The organism is Polynucleobacter sp. AP-Latsch-80-C2 (assembly GCF_018882185.1).
Lineage (GTDB): Bacteria > Pseudomonadota > Gammaproteobacteria > Burkholderiales > Burkholderiaceae > Polynucleobacter.
Genome location: NZ_JACVOY010000010.1, coordinates 1 through 19,202, shown reverse-complemented (window position 1 = coordinate 19,202; position 19,202 = coordinate 1). Strand labels below are relative to the sequence as shown.

General features: G+C 43.3%; 16 protein-coding genes and 2 tRNA genes. 11 read left to right on the top strand and 7 right to left on the bottom strand.

Annotated elements, in window-relative coordinates:
- Positions 1-153 precede the first annotated feature (153 nt).
- The 5 genes from ICN47_RS10630 to ICN47_RS10615 all read left to right on the top strand — a co-directional run bounded on the left by ICN47_RS10630 (position 154) and on the right by ICN47_RS10615 (position 5,960).
- Positions 154-1,473 (top strand): DUF2252 domain-containing protein, encoded by a 1,320-nt coding sequence (locus ICN47_RS10630; RefSeq protein WP_216219912.1) that lies wholly within the window; start codon positions 154-156, stop codon positions 1,471-1,473.
- Positions 1,474-1,554: 81 nt separating this feature from the next.
- Positions 1,555-3,300 (top strand): alkaline phosphatase, encoded by a 1,746-nt coding sequence (locus tag ICN47_RS10625; RefSeq protein ID WP_216219911.1) that lies wholly within the window; start codon positions 1,555-1,557, stop codon positions 3,298-3,300.
- A gap of 14 nt (positions 3,301-3,314) precedes the next feature.
- A complete protein-coding gene (locus tag ICN47_RS10620) occupies positions 3,315-4,031 on the top strand; it encodes an MgtC/SapB family protein (RefSeq protein ID WP_216219910.1) in 717 nt (238 codons plus the stop codon).
- Positions 4,032-4,085: 54 nt separating this feature from the next.
- Positions 4,086-4,298, top strand: a complete 213-nt coding sequence (locus tag ICN47_RS13055) for a GDCCVxC domain-containing (seleno)protein (RefSeq protein WP_370626318.1) — start codon at positions 4,086-4,088, stop codon at positions 4,296-4,298.
- A 123-nt stretch (positions 4,299-4,421) separates the two neighbouring features.
- Positions 4,422-5,960, top strand: coding sequence for an exopolyphosphatase (locus ICN47_RS10615; protein ID WP_370626322.1), 1,539 nt, complete (start codon positions 4,422-4,424; stop codon positions 5,958-5,960).
- A 2-nt stretch (positions 5,961-5,962) separates the two neighbouring features.
- On the opposite strand, the gene ICN47_RS10610 is transcribed toward ICN47_RS10615, so the two are convergent.
- Genes ICN47_RS10610 through ICN47_RS10595 form a run of 4 tightly spaced genes read right to left on the bottom strand, consistent with a single transcriptional unit; the run spans position 5,963 to position 9,181 of the window.
- Entirely contained in the window at positions 5,963-6,889 is a 927-nt protein-coding gene (locus ICN47_RS10610) for a GNAT family N-acetyltransferase (RefSeq protein ID WP_255539004.1), read from the bottom strand.
- A 43-nt stretch (positions 6,890-6,932) separates the two neighbouring features.
- The gene (locus tag ICN47_RS10605; protein WP_216219909.1) at positions 6,933-7,337 is read right to left on the bottom strand and encodes a diacylglycerol kinase; all 405 of its coding nucleotides are present in this window, start codon (positions 7,335-7,337) and stop codon (positions 6,933-6,935) included.
- 9 nt (positions 7,338-7,346) lie between these two features.
- The gene (locus ICN47_RS10600; protein WP_216219908.1) at positions 7,347-8,375 is read right to left on the bottom strand and encodes a glycosyltransferase family 1 protein; all 1,029 of its coding nucleotides are present in this window, start codon (positions 8,373-8,375) and stop codon (positions 7,347-7,349) included.
- Positions 8,372-9,181, bottom strand: a complete 810-nt coding sequence (locus tag ICN47_RS10595; protein WP_370626317.1) for a UDP-2,3-diacylglucosamine diphosphatase — start codon at positions 9,179-9,181, stop codon at positions 8,372-8,374. Before ICN47_RS10595 ends, ICN47_RS10600 begins: the two co-directional genes overlap by 4 nt.
- A gap of 108 nt (positions 9,182-9,289) precedes the next feature.
- Between ICN47_RS10595 and ICN47_RS10590 the strand changes: the two genes are divergently transcribed.
- Together ICN47_RS10590 and ppk2 are read left to right on the top strand one after the other, a co-directional pair.
- Positions 9,290-10,063, top strand: a complete 774-nt coding sequence (locus ICN47_RS10590) for a 1-acyl-sn-glycerol-3-phosphate acyltransferase (RefSeq protein WP_216219907.1) — start codon at positions 9,290-9,292, stop codon at positions 10,061-10,063.
- A 69-nt stretch (positions 10,064-10,132) separates the two neighbouring features.
- Entirely contained in the window at positions 10,133-11,038 is a 906-nt protein-coding gene (gene ppk2 / locus ICN47_RS10585) for a polyphosphate kinase 2 (RefSeq protein WP_216219906.1), read from the top strand.
- On the opposite strand, the gene ICN47_RS10580 is transcribed toward ppk2, so the two are convergent.
- The gene (locus ICN47_RS10580) at positions 11,039-13,120 is read right to left on the bottom strand and encodes a TonB-dependent receptor (protein WP_216219905.1); all 2,082 of its coding nucleotides are present in this window, start codon (positions 13,118-13,120) and stop codon (positions 11,039-11,041) included.
- Between the two features lie 514 nt (positions 13,121-13,634).
- Between ICN47_RS10580 and ICN47_RS10575 the strand changes: the two genes are divergently transcribed.
- From ICN47_RS10575 to ICN47_RS10565, 3 genes are all read left to right on the top strand, one after another.
- A tRNA-Pro gene (locus tag ICN47_RS10575) sits at positions 13,635-13,711 on the top strand.
- Between the two features lie 46 nt (positions 13,712-13,757).
- Positions 13,758-13,834: transfer RNA gene (locus ICN47_RS10570), tRNA-Arg, on the top strand.
- A gap of 215 nt (positions 13,835-14,049) precedes the next feature.
- Positions 14,050-14,877: a sterol desaturase family protein gene (locus tag ICN47_RS10565; protein ID WP_216208899.1), complete on the top strand. Its 828-nt coding sequence runs from the start codon at positions 14,050-14,052 to the stop codon at positions 14,875-14,877.
- Between the two features lie 412 nt (positions 14,878-15,289).
- On the opposite strand, the gene ICN47_RS10560 is transcribed toward ICN47_RS10565, so the two are convergent.
- Both ICN47_RS10560 and ICN47_RS10555 read right to left on the bottom strand, forming a co-directional pair.
- Complete coding sequence (locus tag ICN47_RS10560; RefSeq protein ID WP_216219904.1) at positions 15,290-16,927, bottom strand: amidohydrolase; 1,638 nt, start codon at positions 16,925-16,927, stop codon at positions 15,290-15,292.
- Positions 16,928-16,946: 19 nt separating this feature from the next.
- The gene (locus ICN47_RS10555; RefSeq protein ID WP_216219903.1) at positions 16,947-17,783 is read right to left on the bottom strand and encodes a hypothetical protein; all 837 of its coding nucleotides are present in this window, start codon (positions 17,781-17,783) and stop codon (positions 16,947-16,949) included.
- Between the two features lie 128 nt (positions 17,784-17,911).
- Between ICN47_RS10555 and ICN47_RS10550 the strand changes: the two genes are divergently transcribed.
- Complete coding sequence (locus ICN47_RS10550) at positions 17,912-18,430, top strand: hypothetical protein (protein WP_216219902.1); 519 nt, start codon at positions 17,912-17,914, stop codon at positions 18,428-18,430.
- Positions 18,431-19,202 lie beyond the last annotated feature (772 nt).

The following is a 19,202-nucleotide window of genomic DNA, read 5'->3' as shown; positions in this document are numbered from 1 at the left end:
ATGGTGGTTACAGGCCATCTGGATCTCTTTATGTCATTAGCAATTAAACCGAAATATGCCGTTTTACACTCTGTAGAGTCATTTCAAGATCCACGGCCTAGTATCAAAAAGCGTATGGCAGATTGAAAAGCCAAACGTAAGCAGGTTAGTTTTGTGACGCAGGGCACTTATACTCCTCCTAAGCATCGCATTAACCCAGTTGAGATTCTGGAGAAGCAGGCAAAGAGCCGCATCCAAGAGCTGATTCCAATTCGTTATCAGCGGATGCTGCAATCGCCATTTGCCTTTTATCGTGGCGGTGCGGCCATCATGGCTCAAGATTTAGCCAATCAACCGTCAACCAATATCACCGAACAGTTGTGCGGTGATATGCACGTGTCTAATTTTGGTTTATTTGGTACGGCAGAACATCGCCTCGTTTTTGGGATAAATGATTTTGATGAGACGCTGCCTGGAAGTTGGGAGTGGGATATAAAGCGATTAGTCGCAAGTGCTGTCATTGCCTGTGAATCCATGTGTGGAGATAAGGGCATAAGCAAAAAGTTGGTATATCGAATTTGCTCTGAATACCAAAAACGTATGACGCAATATGCTCAGATGCCTTATTTAGCAATTGCACAAGAGTTCATCGGTGAGAGTGATATCCGGAAGCACTTTAGCAAGGAACATCAACAATATTTGGATGCCATGTTGAAGCAAGTCAAGGACCAAAGTAATATTCAGGTCCTAGAGAGTCTTACTACTATTGTTGGTAAGAACAGAAAAATTATTAATAGACCACCACTTATTGAGCATTTTAAAAAGAGTGCTTATGGCGTGTCATTATCTACATTAATTGACAAAGCTTTACTCAATTATTCGCATACTTTATTAGCGGACAGACAAATTTTGTTCGAACGCTACTCATTAAAAGACTTTGCCCGCAAAGTGGTGGGGGTGGGCAGTGTAGGTACTAACTGTATGGTCTTCTACTTCGAGGGTGATGGTCCAAAAGATCCGCTATTTCTTCAATACAAAGAAGCTCAGAGATCAGTTCTCTCCCCTTATCTTGGAGAATCTATTTATCGAGATATGGGAAGACGTGTGGTAGCTGGTCAAAGACTGCTTCAGGGGGCGCCAGACATATTTTTGAACTACGGCTCCATTCAATACGATATTGATCACAGTCAGGGTTTTTATCTGCGTCAATTGCGGGATATGAAGGGCGGAATCGCTGTCGGCTCAGGCGGCGTTACCTTAAAAACCCTTCCGGATTACGCTAAACTTTTTGGATGGGCTCTCGCACTAGGGCATGCCCGCTCAGGCGATGCAGCCTTGATTGCGGGTTATTGGGGGGAATCCAAAGGGCTTACTGAAGCTTTGTATGCTTTTGCAAGGTCTTATGCCAAACAAAATGAGTCCGATTATGAGGAGTTTCGCAGGGCCGTTAAAAGTGGAGTGCTTAAGGTAGCTAGTAAAAAAACCGCTCTTTAGCGCCAATATAAGGCTTTGTCACATAAATGACATCTGCATTGTGGATATTGGAATTTTATTGTTAGTTCCACATCTCAAATCATGAACCTTGCCCAGATTTCTAAATTAATACTGCCATTTGTATTCACAAGCTACGCTGCTCTAGCAAATTCGGCAGTCATCTATCCAATCGATAATGCGGCAATTTTGACGGGTGCGAAGTTCAATATCAAGATTGAACTCAATAGTATTAATAGTCCTGAAGATATTGTTGTGGAGCTCAATGGAAAACCAATATCAAAAATGATTAAAGTAAAGCCTGAGTTTATTTCAAACGAAGGCGGCAAGGGAAGCTCGCTCCTTTATCGAGATGTACAGCTATCTAAGTCAGGTAAATATTTATTAACAGCCAAGACACCGCAAGAAAAAGCAGAAGTCACTTGGGACGTCTATTCCAGTGGGCCCCGTCGCGTTAAAAACGTGATTCTTTTCGTGGGCGATGGCATGACCATTGCTAATCGCACTGCAGCTCGAGTCTTATCAAAGGGCATTATTGAGGGGAAGTATCAAGGAAGACTTGCATTTGATGATATGCCTAGTACGGCCATGATTGGCACCTCTGGATCTGATTCTTTGATCACCGATTCTGCTAACTCTATGAGTGCCTACACTACGGGACACAAAACTGCTGTTAATGCTATGGGTGTTTATGTTTCTCGGGCTAGCGATAATTTATCGCACCCAAAGGTGGAAACCATTTCTGAGTTGATAAAGCGAAAAACGAAAATGTCTGTTGGAATCGTTTCTGATGCTGAGCTACAGGACGCCACACCTGGCGCAGTAGTCTCCCATACAAGACGACGTGCCGATAAGCAATATATTGCTGATCAATTGCTAGCAAGTGGTGCCGAAGTTATTCTAGGTGGTGGATCGGCTTATTTTTATCCTAAGTCAACAAAGGGCTCTAAAAGGAATGATGATAAAAATCTTGTTGATGTATTTAAATCTGATGGCTATCAAATAGCCCTGACAAAACAAGAATTACTTTCTGCTGCTGAAAATAAAAACACCAAAAAATTATTCGGTGTATTCCATCCAGATAATATGGATGGATCTCTTGATCGTTTATTTCTAAAAAAGAATACTGTGAATCAGTATCCCAACCAACCCGATTTAACTGAGATGACCTCCTCTGCCATTGAGGTACTTTCCAGAAATCCGAATGGGTTTTTTCTAATGGTGGAGGCGGCTTTGATTGATAAGTTTAATCACCCACTAGATTGGGAGCGAGCTGCATTTGACACCATCATGTTGAGTAATGCTGTTCAAATAGCAAAAGAGTTTGCCAAAACTCATCCTGATACTCTTATTATTGTTACGCCTGACCATACCCATAGTGGCTCTATAAGTGGCGTTATTAATGATGAGAAGCCAGGACCTTTGCGCGAAAAGGTCGGGATTTATGCTGATGCAGGCTATCCAAATTATCCTAAGGCGGATGTCCAGGGTTACCCAAGTCAAATCGATGTTTCAAAGCGTCTTGCCTTTTTCTACGGCAATTATCCAGATCACTACGAAACAATGCATCCAAAATTGGATGGTACGTTTGTGCCTGCGGTAAAAGGTGAAGGCGGTAAATATGTTGCAAATCCAAAGTACCAGCAATTACAAGAAGATGCCATTCACGTTGGCGGCAATTTACCGGCCCAACAAGATACCGGCGTTCATACTGCAGATGATGCTGTTTTAAATGCAATGGGCCCGGGCTCTGAGAAATTTAAAGGCTTCATGGATAACACTGAAGTATTTAAAGTAATGGTTGATACCCTGGGTCTAGGTCAAAAGTAAAGTCTTCATAAGCGATGGAAGCATTTCAAAATATTAATCTGGTATCTCTTGCCGATACGGCCATTAGCCTGTCTGCAGCCTTTCTATTGGGTGGCTTAATAGGCCTTGAGAGACAGTACCGCCAAAGAACTGCAGGTCTGCGGACCAATATCTTGGTTGCGATAGGTGCTGCCATATTTGTAGATGCTGCAAATCGCTTGACTGGTCATGAAGGTGCCGTACATGTCATGGCATATGTAGTTTCTGGTATCGGATTTCTTGGAGCGGGTGTCATCATGAGAGAGGAGGGCAATGTCCGTGGTATTAATACTGCTGCCACTCTCTGGGCTTCAGGTGCAGTGGGAGCATGTGCTGGCGCTGATCTCATATTGGAAGCTTGCCTAGCGACCATCTTTGTTCTTGCAGCAAATACGCTTTTGAGGCCAGTTGTCAGCGTTATTAATAGGCAGCCCTTGGATACCCAATCAGTGGAGGTAACTAATTCTGTCTATATTATTACCCCTAAACACACTCAAAAAATTGCTCTGAAACAATTTATCGAGGCATTGGAGTCTGCTGGTTATCAAACCCAAGACATTGAAGTCCATCAGTTTGGCTCTGACGAAGTAGAAATTCAGGCAGTATTAACAACTTCAGCGGTAGATGGCCATGAAATGGATCAGCTTATTGATAAGATCGCTGCTAAAGAATATGTAACTCAAGCCTTCTGGAGTCCCAGCACAACCGATTAATCTCAAAAGAAATACTGACATATTTCTGAAATATTAACGGTTCAATATAGCGCTGTGAATATCAATCTTGCAATCCAGCATTCGACTATTACTTGTCCGCAATGTCACGCCGCTGAAGTTCTGGAAATTCCTAAGGGCTCTTCGCAGCACCTGTATCGCTGCAGTGCGTGCAGTGCTATTTTGAAGCCTAAATCGGGTGATTGCTGCATTTTCTGTAGCTTCGGCGATTTAGACTGTACTAGCGCCGAGCAAAATTTAGCTGCTTAATCAATACCCTAGTAGACTACGCATTCATTTCATCAATTTGTCATTCCTTTTTCATAAAATAGACATAATTGAGTAGCGTTTACAAGTTTAGGGAGTATTTTGTTAGCTCATCCTGCCGATTCAATCTCTAATCCAGCAGATTTAGTTGCTGCGGTGGACTTGGGCTCGAACAGCTTTCGTATGCTGGTGGCTCAGGCTGTGAATACCCCATCTGGCACTCAACTGCGTCCTATTGATACCTTGCGCGAATCCGTTCGTTTGGCTGCGGGTCTTACTGATAATAAGATTTTAGGAAATGATGCCTACCAACGCGGTTTGACGGCAATTCGTCGTTTTGGTGAGCGTATTCGAGGTTTCGATCCTGCCAATGTCCGTGCGGTAGCTACTAATACCTTGAGGGTGGCTAAAAATTCTCAACAATTTATTGAGGATGCACAAGTTGCTTTGGGATTCCCTATTGAAGTGATTGCAGGAGTTGAAGAAGCTCGTTTGATCTATATCGGCGCAGCGCATGAAGTTCCGGCAGTTCAAGGCAATCGACTGGTGGTGGATATCGGTGGAGGATCTACTGAATTTATTATTGGTAAAGGCTATGAGCCAAGGCTCATGGAAAGTTTATATATAGGCTGCGTCTCCCACAGCATGCGTTTTTTCCCTAAGGGCAATATTGATAGCCATGCATTTAAAGAGGCTGAATTAGCTGCTCGTCGCGAAATTCAAGTCATATCGGGTGCCTATCTGAAAAGTGGCTGGAAGCAGGTTATCGGATCCTCAGGTACTGCCAGAGCTTTAGCGGAGCTCATCTCACAGAATGATTTCAATGGTCAATCTGATGGATTAACAATGGGTCGCGTCACTGGCGGTAGTGGTCTCATTACAAGAGAGGGTCTTAGAGCCCTCAAGAAGCACCTGCTCAAGTATGAACATATTAGCCAGGTCCAATTACTTGGACTAAAAGATGACAGGAGAGCTGTTTGGCCTGGCGGATTAGCAATTATGCTTGCCGTCTTTGATGAGCTGGGCATTGAATCCATGGAAGTCACAGATGCAGCCTTACGTGTCGGTGTTTTATACGATTTATTAGGTCGGTCCCAGCATCACGATATGCGTTATGTAACCGTAGAGCAGTTTATGCAGCGCTATACAGTTGATCGTGATCAGTCAACCCGCGTAGGAAAGCTGGCTGCTGAATTTTTAGCGCAATTGCCAAAGCCCGATAGTGAAAATAGATCTGACAACATCGCCCTGTTGCAATGGGCAGCCAATCTGCATGAGATCGGTCTTTCAATATCCCATAACGGATACCATAAACATTCTGCCTATATTGCAGGGAATGCAGATATGCCAGGCTTCTCCAAGAATGATCAGGCGAGATTAGCTGCCTTATTAATAGGTCATGCTGGAAAACTAGGTAAGTTGGCCCATAACCCCAGCTTTAATGATTGGCGCATGCTTTTTTGTCTGCGTCTGGCTCAAGTTCTTTGTCGGGGTCGTAATGACAACGACCTACCAAAGGTAAAGGTGTCTGAGCATGGGGGGTCTTATTTGGTAAGCCTATCTAAAGAGTGGGCGCAAGAACACCCACTGACTGAATTTAGCTTGCAAAAAGAAGCGGCCGAATGGGAAAGAGTCGGCCGATCTTATGAGGTCAGCCTGAAGTAAGCCTAGAGACCCAAAAAGTGCTTTGCATATCTTGGGTTGATCTCAGATAGCCTTAGCATCGTCAATAAATCTGCTGTATTAAAATCAGGATCCCAGGCTGGAGCACTGCAAATTTTTGCGCCAAGTTTCAGGTAGCCCTTGATTAGGGGTGGTGCATCTACCTCTAAACCACCATTCAATTTATCTAATGGCAAAGGTAAACGTGGAAATGCGTGAAACTCAGTTGGCGCCATTTGATCGCCACTGAGCGAGTTATAGAGACTAGCAGCAAAATGTCCTCCATCCGCCATCGGAATGCTTGCACAGCCCAGCATAATTTCATAACCATTCTTTTGCATATATTGGGCTAAGCCACTCCATAGCGCCATAATGACCGCGCCAGATCGATAATCTTGGTGTACACAAGATCTTCCTAGCTCTACTAGCTTTGGTCGTAAATGATTTAATCGAGATAGGTCAAATTCAGAATCTGAGTAGAGGCGACCAATTTCTTGGGCCTTGTGCGGCGGTAAAACACGATAAGTTCCTACAACCTTCAATGTGTCCTGATCACGTATCAATAAATGATCGCAGTAGGCATCAAACTCATCAACGTCTAAACCTTCAGCATTAGGAGAGAGAGTTGCACCCATTTCTTCTGCAAAAACTTTATAACGCAAACGTTGAGCTTCTTTTATTTCATTTGAATTAGCCGCCCAGGTGATCTGAAAGGCCGCTTTTTTAGCCTTTACTAATGGCTTTTCCGAAACAATAACTTCAGGCATAGCCAATTGCGTACGTGCCTTGGTGGCAAATTTCTTTCCAAATAACTTCTTAGCAAATTTTTTAGAAAGTTTTTTTAGGGTCAGGGTTTTTGAGGTCTTAGCCTTGCGATCTTTCTTTGTAGAAAAGATATCAAATGCAGCGATCGGGTTTGGTATATCAGACATAGTTAACCTTAAAATGGATAATATTTATCGTAAGCAACGTTTATTACATTTCTAAGACAATGGGGATGCAAACTGAAGCCCATAGTAGGATTGCAATAAATAGCGCAAGCATTACTGCTGCAGAGCCAAAGTCTTTGGCACGTTTTGATAAATCGTGATGTTCAAAAGAGATGCGATCAATAGCTGCTTCTACGCTCGAGTTTAGTAATTCCACTACCAACACCATAATCAATGAGGAGACCAGCAATGCCTTCTCAAGATAATTGATGGGCAGAAAGATGGCTACTGGGGTTAAAAGCGCAAATAGGGTTAATTCCTGTCTAAAGGCGCTTTCCTCCATGAAGGCATATACCAATCCACACCAAGAGTTCTTGGCAGCATGCCAAGCGCGTGTAAATCCCTTATTACCTTTATGAGGATTTTGATTGATGTGATACTTATTATTCAAAATAAATCCTTAGGCTAGGGCGGTCAAATGTACTTCGGTAGTGGGCACCGGCTTCAGGTGGTCTACAAATTGCTCAGAAGCAGCTCTCCAGGAGAACTTCTCTGCATGAGCTCTGGCAACTTCACGAGGAATCTTTAGGGCTTGCATACAGGCCTCACGCAGATCTTCATTCATTGCGCCCGCAGGAGAGTTGCCTAAAACATCTATAGGACCAGTTACAGGATAGGCGGCAACTGGTGTGCCGCAAGCCATAGCTTCAAGTAGTACCAAGCCAAAAGTATCAGTTTTACTTGGAAATACAAAGACATCTGCCGCGGCATAAACTTTGGCTAACTCATGTTGCTGTAATACACCTAGGTAATTGATATCAGGATATTTTTCCTTGATTCCTGCCATGGCGGGACCGTCACCCACGACCCATTTAGATCCAGGTAAGTCAATTTCTAAAAAGGCATTAATATTTTTCTCGACTGCAACTCTTCCTACATAAAGGAAGATTGGGTGAGCTGTATTTAAAGCCTTGGAATCTTGTACCTTAAAAATATCTAAATCTACGCCCCTCGACCATAAAACAACGTTAGTAAGACCGTATTTTTCCAAATCATTTTTGACCACAATGGTTGGCGCCATGACAGCCATCGATGGTCCATGAAACCAGCGTAAGAATGCATAGGTGATAGCTAAAGGTATACCAGTGCGCGCTTTGACATATTCTGGGAAGCGAGTGTGATAAGCGGTAGAAAATGGCAGCTTATTTCTAACAGCATAAGAGCGCGCCGATAAGCCTAATGGCCCTTCTGTTGCAATATGCATTGCATCTGGTGCGAATTCTTTAATTCTGCGGGCTACTTCCTTTCCTGGAAATAATGAGAGGGCAATATCCGGATAGGTAGGGCAGGGGATTGATTTAAAACCGTTAGGGGTAATCATCTCGACCTCGTGCCCCATTCCTATTAATTCAGCACGAGTCTGCTTTAGGGTTCTAACTACACCATTTACTTGTGGATCCCATGCATCGGTAATGATCATAATTTTCATAGCGCAGCCTCTTTAATGAGTGAGTCAATAGCAGGTTGGAAAGTAATTTCAGGGGTTTCTACTGGTTCGCCTTTGATGTAAGGCCAATGGACAATTTTGAGTTCTCCAGTATGAGTCTCTACTAATGCAGTCAAGCTTTCGACCCAGTCACCGTCATTGCAATAGAGAAGGCCATCAATTTCCCGTATTTCCGCTTTGTGAATATGGCCACATACAACACCATCACATCCTCTCAGGCGTGCTTCTCGAGCCATAATGTGCTCAAAATCGGCGATATAACTGACGGCATTTTTTACTTGATGTTTCAGGTATTGCGATAAGGACCAGTACTGCAAGCCCATCTTGACCCGCAGCATATTGAAATAACGATTGATATAGAGGATGAATGAGTAGAGCGTGTCGCCCACATAAGCTAACCATTTGGCGTACTGCATGACACCATCAAATAAGTCGCCATGCGTAACCCATAGTTTTTTACCGTCAGCGGTTACGTGGATTACTTCCTCAACAACTTTCACATCACCAAAGGAAAGGCCGAAAAACTGTCTTGCACTCTCGTCGTGATTTCCAGGAACATAAATCACCTCTGTTCCTTTTCGCGCCTTACGAAGCAGCTTTTGCACCACATCATTGTGAGCTTGTGGCCAGTAAAAAGATTTTTTTAGTCGCCAGCCATCGATGATGTCGCCAACAAGATAAAATTTATCGGCTTCATTGTGTTTCAAGAAATCGAGGAGGTAGTCTGCCTGACACCCTGATGTACCTAGGTGTACGTCTGAAATCCAGATGGCTCTGTAATGCATCATGAGTAAACATTAAATCCCTTTAGTGTGTAAAGCTCATGACAGATTTAAGTCAGTTTTATGACTGCTTCAAATAAATTCAAATGATTTATATTGTTACTCTATATGAATATGAAACTGCAACACCCATCCAATAGGGATGCAAATCAAAGCAGGATAGTCCTTTGGCTATTGATTTGGGCTCATGTTATTGGAGGTATTGGCACTCTCTTAATTCAATTTCCTTTCAGCGCTCCATCAGTTAAAGATGTCCTCATCAAACGTTGGTCAAAACGATTGCTGGTGTTATTTGGGATTGAACTCAAGATTAATAATCAATCGATCGTTCCAGATACACCTTATCTACTCGCATCGAATCATATTTCTTGGATGGATATTCATGCCATCAACGCCTTTAAGCCCATTCGTTTTGTTGCGAAGTCTGAGGTAGAAGGCTGGCCTATTTTTGGTTGGATGGCTAAACAGTTAGGCACTGTTTTTATTCAACGCGGTAATTCTAGGCATGCCATTGAGGTGGTGGGCAACATGATCAAGGCGTTAAAAAAGGAGTCCATTTGTATTTTCCCGGAGGGAACATCAACTGATGGTTTTGCTGTTCGCCCATTCAAGGCAAATCTCTTTGAGTCTGCAGTAATCAGTCATGTGCCCGTATATTCCCTCGCCATTGAATATTTCGATAAAAAAACAGAATTACGTACTGAAACGACTGCTTTTATAGGTGATATGGGCCTTTTGGAGTCTATGGCAAAAATATTGAAGCACCGAAATATTCGTGTTGAGCTAACCTTTTTCCCGCCATCAGGGGGAAGTCCAGAATTTTCGAATGATCGAAAATGGCTTGCTTTACATAGCCAGGAACAAATTTCTTCCTACTTAGTCCTATAACGAGTATTTTTTGTAACAAAAGTGTCATATCCTTGGTTTAAAAGTAATTAATATTCCAATGGAAAAATCATGAGTTCAAAGCATAAAGAGATGGCAGAGTGGTACCGCCGTGCCCAAGAAGAGATTCTGGATAGCATGGATGAAGAACTTGAGATGGAGTTGGATGACGATCGCCTATCTCACGATGGAGATAATCAAACCGATGTTCCTCGAAACGTTTATTTTAAAGAATTATTCCGCCTTCAAGGTGAGTTAGTAAAGCTACAGGATTGGGTAGTGGCCAATAAAGTTAAAGTAGCAGTGCTTTTTGAAGGTCGTGATTCAGCGGGTAAGGGTGGCGCGATTAAGCGTATCACTCAACGTTTAAATCCTCGTGTATGCAAAGTAGTTGCTTTACCTGCACCAAATGAGCGCGAAAAAACCCAGTGGTACTTCCAGCGCTACATCTCTCAATTACCTGCGGGTGGAGAAATCGTACTTTTTGACCGTAGTTGGTATAACCGTGCTGGTGTCGAAAAAGTCATGGGCTTTTGTTCTGATCAAGAATATGAAGAGTTCTTACGAACTGTTCCTGATCTCGAGCGCATGATGATTAGCTCAGGAATTATTCTCATTAAGTATTGGTTCTCGATCTCAGATGATGAACAATACAACCGCTTTATGATGCGTATTTATGATCCCCTAAAACAGTGGAAACTCAGTCCGATGGATCTAGAGGCACGCCGTTTATGGGAGGCCTATACCAAGGCCAAAGAAACAATGCTCGAGCGTACTCATATTCCTGAAGCACCATGGTGGGTTGTCGCTGCCAATGATAAGAAGAAGGCGCGCTTAAATTGCATCACCCATCTTCTCAATCAAATTCCTTACAATGAAATTGATCACCCGGTCATTACATTACCTGCACGTGTACATAATCCCGATTACTTGCGAGGACCAGTACCCCCTGAGATGTATGTCCCTGAAGTGTATTAGTTAAAATGCGCCTCTTAAGCCAACCATAAAGCTCCGTCCGGGCTGCGGCGCGAACAGTCTAACGGACATTGGTGTGGTGGCATATCGAATCTGCTGATTCAAAAGATTCTTCATATTCAAGAAGACTGTCCAATTGACTTCCTTAACTCTCTCCGTGTAGGAAAGACCTGCATTAAGTAAGTTATAGCTTGGAGCAGGACCAATCTCCCAATTGGCTAATCGATTTTGCTGGTAGCTATAGATATATGTCGCATTTGCTAGCCAACCATTTTTCTGATGCGCAATTTCAGCGCCGAGCCGTGGTGCTGGCTGGAGAGGTAAATTACCACCTGCATCAAATGAACCCTGAGATGCATCACCAAAAATCCGTCCAGCCAATCCAGTCTGATTCCAATTATAGGAAAGCTCGCCCTCAATACCCTTGATCGTAGCTGCTGCTTGCTGAGCTGTTACGACGGAAAAATTTTCTGATGTTGGTACATATTGACCAGTGTAATAACCATAGATGTAATTATTAAATCGGTTTGCATAGGCGCTCGCCTTGCCGCGCATTAGTCCAGTCGTTTTCTGCACATTGATTTCAAAGTTATGCGAAGTCTCTTTATTGAGATTTGGATTTCCAATATCAAAAGTGGCTGTAGATTCATGTGCTCCATATGAATAGAGCTCTTGGGCAGTTGGTGCTCTTTGCGATACGGTATATGCAACACCCACACCATGACCTTGCATAAAATTCCATAAACCACCCGCTGAATATGACATCAAATTAAATTGTCGATTCTGCAAAGTGATCGTAGGCGTAGAACTGCCGTTGTCCATGGTCTGTTGATCAAGGGCAGTACCGGTATTCGGGTTTTGAAATACGCTGTTGTAGCGCAATCCTAAATTACCTTGCACCGGTCCCCATTTACCTTCTTCAACCCAAAATAGGGCATTTGAGTTGGTCTTGGTTTGGGGAATAATCGCATAGCTTCCCGTACCTGCCTCAGTTGCATTCAATGAAGCTGCTGTAACTTGAGCGCCAAAAACGCCCTTCCAGCCAAGCAAAGGATTATGAGCCAGCTCAAGGCGAGCTTCGTTGGCAATATTTTTCCATACAGAAGCTGCTTCACCTGTATTGGCAAATTCCGTATGGTTGTAATTGGAATTGGCAGCGCTAAATTTAACGGATGAAAAACCTTCAAATGGGTCACGTGTTTGATGCTGGAAGTCGTAGCGGTTTTGTGACTGATTAATAAAGCCACCTTCAGGCGTCGGTATTCCATAATTATTATTTAGTCGCTCAACAGAAACCCCTGTATAGCCCGAGCTACCCACATAAGATAAGCCGGCTCCTAAATTATTTTGGTTACTCCATGAATTAGGCAGTTTTCCTGAGTAAGGAACACTTTGAGGAGCCCCTGGATTGATAGACCATTCTTGATTAGGCCCATTTTGATTTGCGTATCCAGGGATTTGATAATTATTAGCATTGTTAATGGCAGTATCAACGTGAAACGCTAAAGATCCAACTGCGCTATCAACCTCAACCGCGCCTGCTCGCCCATTGTTAGCTGTTTCATAACTTGTATTAATTGCTCCAGAGGGGCTATCTGGAAGGTTGGTCAAAATACGATCATCAACGACGTTCACTAAGCCCCCGCTCGAGCCCGAGCCATATAGCAATGCAGCAGCCCCCCGCAAAATTTCAACTTGATGGGCATTTTGCATGTTGTTTCCAACCGCATGATCCTGAGAAATATTGGAAACATCACCTACGGATAAGCCATTTTGCAAAATTTGTACGCGCGAACCTTCAAGACCTCGTATTACCGGTCGAGATGAGCCTGCGCCATATCCTGTTGCAGATACTCCTAACTCATTGGCTAAAGTTGCGCCCAGAGTGCTTCCTAATTTATTTAACAATTCATCGCCCTGCAAGATCTTATTCGGCGTGAGAATACTTTGCATTGACTCTTGGGAGCCTGTAGCAGTAATTTCAAATTGTGATGGTGATTGCGCAAAAGCGCTCGTGCTGGTCAGACCAGAAATAACTAAGTAAAGTAATTTGCGCTTTGCAAGCAACTGCTGCATACCGTGCATTTTGAATCTTCCATTCTTTAAAGCGATCCAGCATTAGAAACCGGATAAACCATATAAACGAGTCAAGCCGAATGACTTAACGCTTCCGTTTTTAAAGAAATAAAGAGGGTGGTGCCCTGGACTGGTAGAGCGCAACAGACTGCGGAGTTTTAAGGGTATTACCATACCCAAATAAAACTTCATTAAATTGGTTTTGAATTTCGACAACATTAATGTCGGAGCTGATAAAGCTGGCAAGACTTAAAGCATCAAATAAATGACAGCTCTCAGAGCTGTGTTGAAGTAGGGGGTCTAGGTCGCCAGAAACCAACTCCATACTTTGACTGTTTTGTGCATGTGAAATGCTGTGATTAAGCCCGACCCAGTGGGTTCCAAGCAAGCAAATTACAATCAATCCAAGAGCAATTACCCCCTGGATACGTTTGTTAAATTTGCTGGAAAAATAGGCAACCATGTGCCAAATCTTACAGGATTTGCCTCGAATGGCCCTGTCGGTGTAGAATATAGATTCCGTCGGAGTGTAGCGCAGCCTGGTAGCGCACCTGCTTTGGGAGCAGGGGGTCCAAGGTTCGAATCCTTGTACTCCGACCACTTTCCCTATTTAGTTCTAGATAGTAGCTTCAATTCCAGCATTTATCTGCCCATAGCTCAGCTGGATAGAGCAACGCCCTTCTAAGGCGTAGGTCGCACGTTCGAATCGTGCTGGGCAGGCCAAATCCTCCTAATTTAATGAAGTTTCAGGCTTATCTATTGGCTCGATTGTGTCTAATCATGGATGAGCTTGGCCGGCGTAGAGACTTACCTTGGTCCTGCGCGGTGGAATCTGGTGAACTGTGAGCAACTGGGTCAACAGTAATTTTGTCGGGTAAACCAACAGATTGTCTATTAGAATCTAGGCGTCCTTATCTACCGGATCCTTTAATATCGGAATGGAACAGTACTTCTCAAACTATCAACTAATGTTTTTCTTACCGCTGGTTGCGCTAGCAATTCTGGTGGAGTCTTATTGCTACAAAAAGAAATTCACTCAATCTTATCCTTGGAGAGAGAGTGCAACCTCTTTAGGGGTGGGTCTAGGTCACCAGTTGACCGGCATTGTGAACCGTTTACTAATCCAAGGGGTTATGGCCAGTTTTGTATGGCAATACCGAATTTATACAATGCCCAATGCATGGTGGGTTTATCTGGCACTCTTTATTGGCTTAGAGTTTTGCTATTACTGGTACCACCGCGCCTCCCATGAAGTCTTTTTGATGTGGGCTACCCATAGCACGCATCACTCTCCCAATGAAATGACCTTATCAGCCGCTTATCGTTTGGGATGGATGCCTTTCCTGTCTTTTAGCTGGGTCTTCTTTTTACCCCTGGTACTGCTAGGCTTTTCCCCCATTCTGGTCTTTACCATGCTGTCGATCAACCTGATGTATCAGTTTTGGCTGCACACCAAGCTCATTGGCAGACTGGGATTTCTGGAGGGTATTTTGAATACACCATCAGCTCATCGGGTACATCACGCCAGTAATCCTGAGTACCTAGATAAAAACTATGGTGGGATTTTGATCGTATTTGATCGTTTATTTGGAACCTATGCTAAAGAAGAGCAGGGCGTCGAGATTAGTTATGGATTAACCCATCCTAATCATTCTGCCAATCCCTTCGAAGTTGTTTTTAGAGTGTGGCGTCAATTACTGATTAAATTGATTAATACTCCGGGGATAAAAAATAAAGTGAAGTTAATATTTTCGCCGCCCACCTAAATATATTTTATGAAAGTCGTTTCATCTCAGAGAGGACGTACTCTTTTATCAAGTTGCCTTGATCTCTTGCACAAATGATTTCAGATTCATTGAGTTGTGTATAGATTTTTTGCATTCTTGGCATGTCTTGTTCTTTCCAGAAATTTGGTAGCCAAGAGCCAAAGACTAGGCATTACAGGTATATATAGACAAGAACCATACCAAGCCGTATCAACAACGACAGTCATGGCCACTTATACGATGGGTTTGTAAGCCAGGAGTAAGGCCCAGGTCGCACGTTCGAATCGTGGTGGGCAGGCCAAATTCTCCTAATCAATAGTGTTTCAAGCCTTTTCATTGCGCCTAGTTGGTTTGATGATTGCTATGAACTTTAGAGAATACCCCCGTCGATGAATCCGACGCATTCTTAAGCCTACTCGACATTCCTGGAGTAAATCACTTTGCCATTTTTGATAGTGTTGACCACCTTAATATCTTTGATTGCATCTGGATCAATCGTTAAAGGATTTTGATCCAACTCCACTAAATCTGCCAACATGCCAGGCAGGATCTTACCCTTCGTATTCTCCTCGCGATATACATAAGCAGCATTACATGTGAACGCCTGCAATGCTAGGTAAGGATCCATCTTTTCCTGAGTACCCAATGTTTTTCCAGACATTGTTTTGCGATTGACTGCACTCCAAATAGTAAATAAGCAGTCCGGACCAGAAGAGGGAACGTCATTATGGATTCCCACTACTATCCCTTTGTTATGCGCTGTCATCATGGGGCAAAAATGATCGGAGCGTTCCTCACCAACGATCTCTAAATAGATATCTCCATATAACCATATGTGATTGGATAAAGTAATGGCAATAATATGATTTGCTTTGTAATCATCAAGCTGATCTTCCCTTGCAAAAAATGAATGGGAGATGGTCGAGCGGCGATCTTCCGTAATCCCAGTTTCTGCAATTGCTTTTTTTATCGCGGCTAAGGCCATATCAATGCCTGCATCACCATTGCTGTAGCAAAAGAACGGGATATTTTTTTCGTAGGCCAACTTAGTGTAGTGATCAACCTGATCTTGAGTGTAGTAAGCCATGCCCCGCCAGCCATCCGGAAAGCCAGTGGTATCGTTGTAGGGTTTAGAGAGGTAGGCTAGCTTGAGCTGCGGCCCTCCATCTGTTGACATCAATATGCCTGCAACCTTAAAGCCTCGATCAACGTTGCTGTAGACACCAAAGGAATAGTTGGGATTCCCTTGTAGTAGGGTGTCAACCGTATCACTCATTGGGAGGGCAATTAAATCAATTGAAATAACACCGCTATCAGATGCGAGACGCATCAGTTGAATGTCTTCAGGACTGGCTTGATAGTGCTGGGCAGTCGTAGTGCCATATGAGGCATAAATTTTCTCTGCGCTTTGATAAGTCTTAAAAGTGAGATCCTGAGAAAATTGGCCATAAGCCGCAGCAACTGCGTTCAGATAGGGTAGCCCAATAATGATGCCCGTCATTTGATGAGTAGTCGGATCAACTACGATCGTGCCAGACTCAACTTTAGTATCTGCAGTAATGCCTAGTTTTTTTAGGCCAGCTGTATTAAACAAGCCCGCTAGTGTGGAAATGTTTTGAACAAGTACCGGCGTATCTGGAAAAGCAGCATCTAAATCAGCAATAGTTAATGGTCCGTCTTTCATTAAGCCATCCATGTACTCGGCTGCGATCAACCATCCATTAAGAAGCTTGCCGTCTTTTTTCAGTTGTGCAATTAACTCAGATCTACTGCGCGGAGGATTGTCAGCGAAGTAACCAACATTCAAACTTAATGTTTGCTGGGCAAACAAACCAAAGTGTCCCCAAGTGTCAATAAATCCTGGGGTTAAGGTGTGACCATGTAGGTCATGCATTTTGACATCTGGACTCGCCAAAGCATTTGCCTCTTGTTTGTTACCAGTAAAAGCAATTTTTCCATCTTTCACCAATACTGCTTCAACATATTCAGGTTGATCGCCGGCCATGGTCAAAATATTACCGTTGAAGTAAAGGGTTTGATTTGATGTCATAAGTTAACTTTATAAGGTATTAATGTGAAAAAGCATAGGTAAGCCCGATCCGCCCACCCCAACCTTGCGCGCCACCTAGGTTGGTATTGACCGAGTAGTACCGAGCACCAATTGTAAATAGTAGGGGCAGATCACCCACTTCAATGAGTTTGCTACCCATTAAATTAATCGGATAGGCACGGGCGCCGGTATCCATATTCGTGATCGATTCACAATCAAGGGTAATGTTCCCATATCTTTTGGTGATGTAGGTGATAAAAGGTTGAAATCCAACATTATTGGCACTAGGGCCATTGAGTGGCATTGCTCCAAGGCCAAACGATTGGTATGCATAAGCACCCACAATCCAATCCTCGCTTCGATGAATGGCGCCCATGCTGTATCCCACGGCATTTTGTGAACTTCCATACATGGCGGGCATATTGGTGCCGATTTGCACCATTGGGCCAATACCAAATGAGTTTCTTAGTCGAGACTCGTTGGATTCGGTAAAAAAACTTTCTATGATGACTGGTTTAAAACCTGAGCTAGAGTACCCATCGAAATTGTTGAACGACTGATAAGTGATCTGAGGATGTACTACATAACTGTAGTCTGAATTAATGCGATAAGGAAGCCAGGGCTCTATTTGGGTGTATTGAGTTGAGCCTTGATGTCCCAAACCTACCTTTTGATCAAAGTTGAAATAAATTGGAACGGAGGCAACATTATCTTGAGCTTGTAATTGCCGCTCACTAGAAATAAGTCTTTCCTCTCCTGGAGTGAGTGCTTCAAAGAATGAATTTGTATCTTGAGCGAGCACAAGTTTGAAGTTACACAATATCAGGATAGTCAGTAGTGCTTTGAATTGATGCATCTGTATGATGTTTAAGGTATGGCTTCGCAGGCTTCAAGAATTAGGATGACTTTAATAATAAGGTAATATTTAGAAAATCGTTTGCAGTAGATTTAGCTCTGCAATTCCCTATTTTGAACGGACCTGATATGAAATTTACCTTTTTAGGGCACATGAAGGAAATGTTAAAGGAGCTGCCAATAGTAGCTATCTACCTCTCACTCTGGTTTATTGCGATTACTTTTTATAATCAAGCTGCCGTTCATATGCCAGAAAAAGGAATTGAGTCCTATGGGTTTGCGGTGATTCAGGCCTTGGTGATGTCAAAAATCATGCTCACCGTAGAAATGATTGTTCCTGTTGGAGTGATATTCAACCCTAAGGTGAAATTCACTATTTATTTAGCAGTTTTAGTTCGTACAACCCTCGCATCTATCGTTGCTCTTCTGCTGCGTTACTCTGCTGCTGGAGCAGAGGGCTTTTTTAAACATGAGGGATTTATTGAATCCATGCGAAATTTTTGTGATGGGGACATTGCCCATATTTTGGCGCTAACATGTTTCTATTGGCTGATTATCTTGCCCTATATCGCTTATCGCTTTCTTTTGCATCTTGCAGGCAAAAATGACTTGGCATCATATTTATTGGAAAAAAGATCCCAGAATTAATTTCTTAAAGATTGTTTAAACTCCTTAACGATATTTATTAAGACCTTAGTGGCCTCATGAGCGTCAGGTAACGCGACACTATTTAGTGTCGGTTCGACCGACTCCACACCTGCGGATGCCACACACCACACGGTCAGTTCCACATGATTCCACGGATCTCGGTGCGTATCGAACACCTGATCTTGTAAGGCTTATGTCATTGTTTCTGCTATTGTTTTTGCTCATTTTTAAAGCTTCTAAGGCGTAGGTCGCACGTTCGAATCGTGCTGGGCAGGCCATAATTCCACTATTTAATGTTGTCTCAGGCTTATATATTGGCTTGATTGCGGCTAATCATGGTCGAGCTTGTCTAGCGTAGAGACTTACCTTGGTCAAGCGCGGGAATCCTTTTGACTATGAGCAACCCTGCGACTGGGACGGGCTAGATGGAAACTCAGGGCTAATTCACTTTTGACCCTGGTCATTTAGTGTCGGTTTGACCCGACTATCGAGTGTCACTCGACGCAACGGTCAGGTGGTTCGTATAGGGTGGCTTGCTGACGCTCAAAACTGGGTAATTGGCGGTATTTGGGTGGTGGAGAACGGCCAAGAAGGGTCGTTTATGAATGTTGGATGCGATGTCTTTTGAAGGCCCAAATTATGAATCGTAGATTCAAACACGAAGTGCAACACGGTTTAAGGACTGCATAAATACTTCATTGGGGGTTTTAAATCCTAATCGTTTTCTAGGTCGGTTGTTTAAACGGTCTTGGATCATTCTAAGCTCCTTATC

What these genes read in the sequence shown, in the direction of transcription:
- ppk2 (WP_216219906.1), top strand. Translation starts at nt 10,133, where the DNA reads ATGAGTTCAAAGCATAAAGAGATGGCAGAGTGGTACCGCCGTGCCCAA.
- ICN47_RS10590 (WP_216219907.1), top strand. Translation starts at nt 9,290, where the DNA reads ATGAAACTGCAACACCCATCCAATAGGGATGCAAATCAAAGCAGGATA.
- ICN47_RS10560 (WP_216219904.1), bottom strand. Translation starts at nt 16,927, where the DNA reads ATGACATCAAATCAAACCCTTTACTTCAACGGTAATATTTTGACCATG.
- ICN47_RS10550 (WP_216219902.1), top strand. Translation starts at nt 17,912, where the DNA reads ATGAAATTTACCTTTTTAGGGCACATGAAGGAAATGTTAAAGGAGCTG.
- ICN47_RS10625 (WP_216219911.1), top strand. Translation starts at nt 1,555, where the DNA reads ATGAACCTTGCCCAGATTTCTAAATTAATACTGCCATTTGTATTCACA.
- ICN47_RS10565 (WP_216208899.1), top strand. Translation starts at nt 14,050, where the DNA reads ATGGAACAGTACTTCTCAAACTATCAACTAATGTTTTTCTTACCGCTG.
- ICN47_RS10595 (WP_370626317.1), bottom strand. Translation starts at nt 9,181, where the DNA reads ATGATGCATTACAGAGCCATCTGGATTTCAGACGTACACCTAGGTACA.
- ICN47_RS10600 (WP_216219908.1), bottom strand. Translation starts at nt 8,375, where the DNA reads ATGAAAATTATGATCATTACCGATGCATGGGATCCACAAGTAAATGGT.
- ICN47_RS10620 (WP_216219910.1), top strand. Translation starts at nt 3,315, where the DNA reads ATGGAAGCATTTCAAAATATTAATCTGGTATCTCTTGCCGATACGGCC.
- ICN47_RS10555 (WP_216219903.1), bottom strand. Translation starts at nt 17,783, where the DNA reads ATGCATCAATTCAAAGCACTACTGACTATCCTGATATTGTGTAACTTC.
- ICN47_RS10580 (WP_216219905.1), bottom strand. Translation starts at nt 13,120, where the DNA reads ATGCACGGTATGCAGCAGTTGCTTGCAAAGCGCAAATTACTTTACTTA.
- ICN47_RS10610 (WP_255539004.1), bottom strand. Translation starts at nt 6,889, where the DNA reads ATGTCTGATATACCAAACCCGATCGCTGCATTTGATATCTTTTCTACA.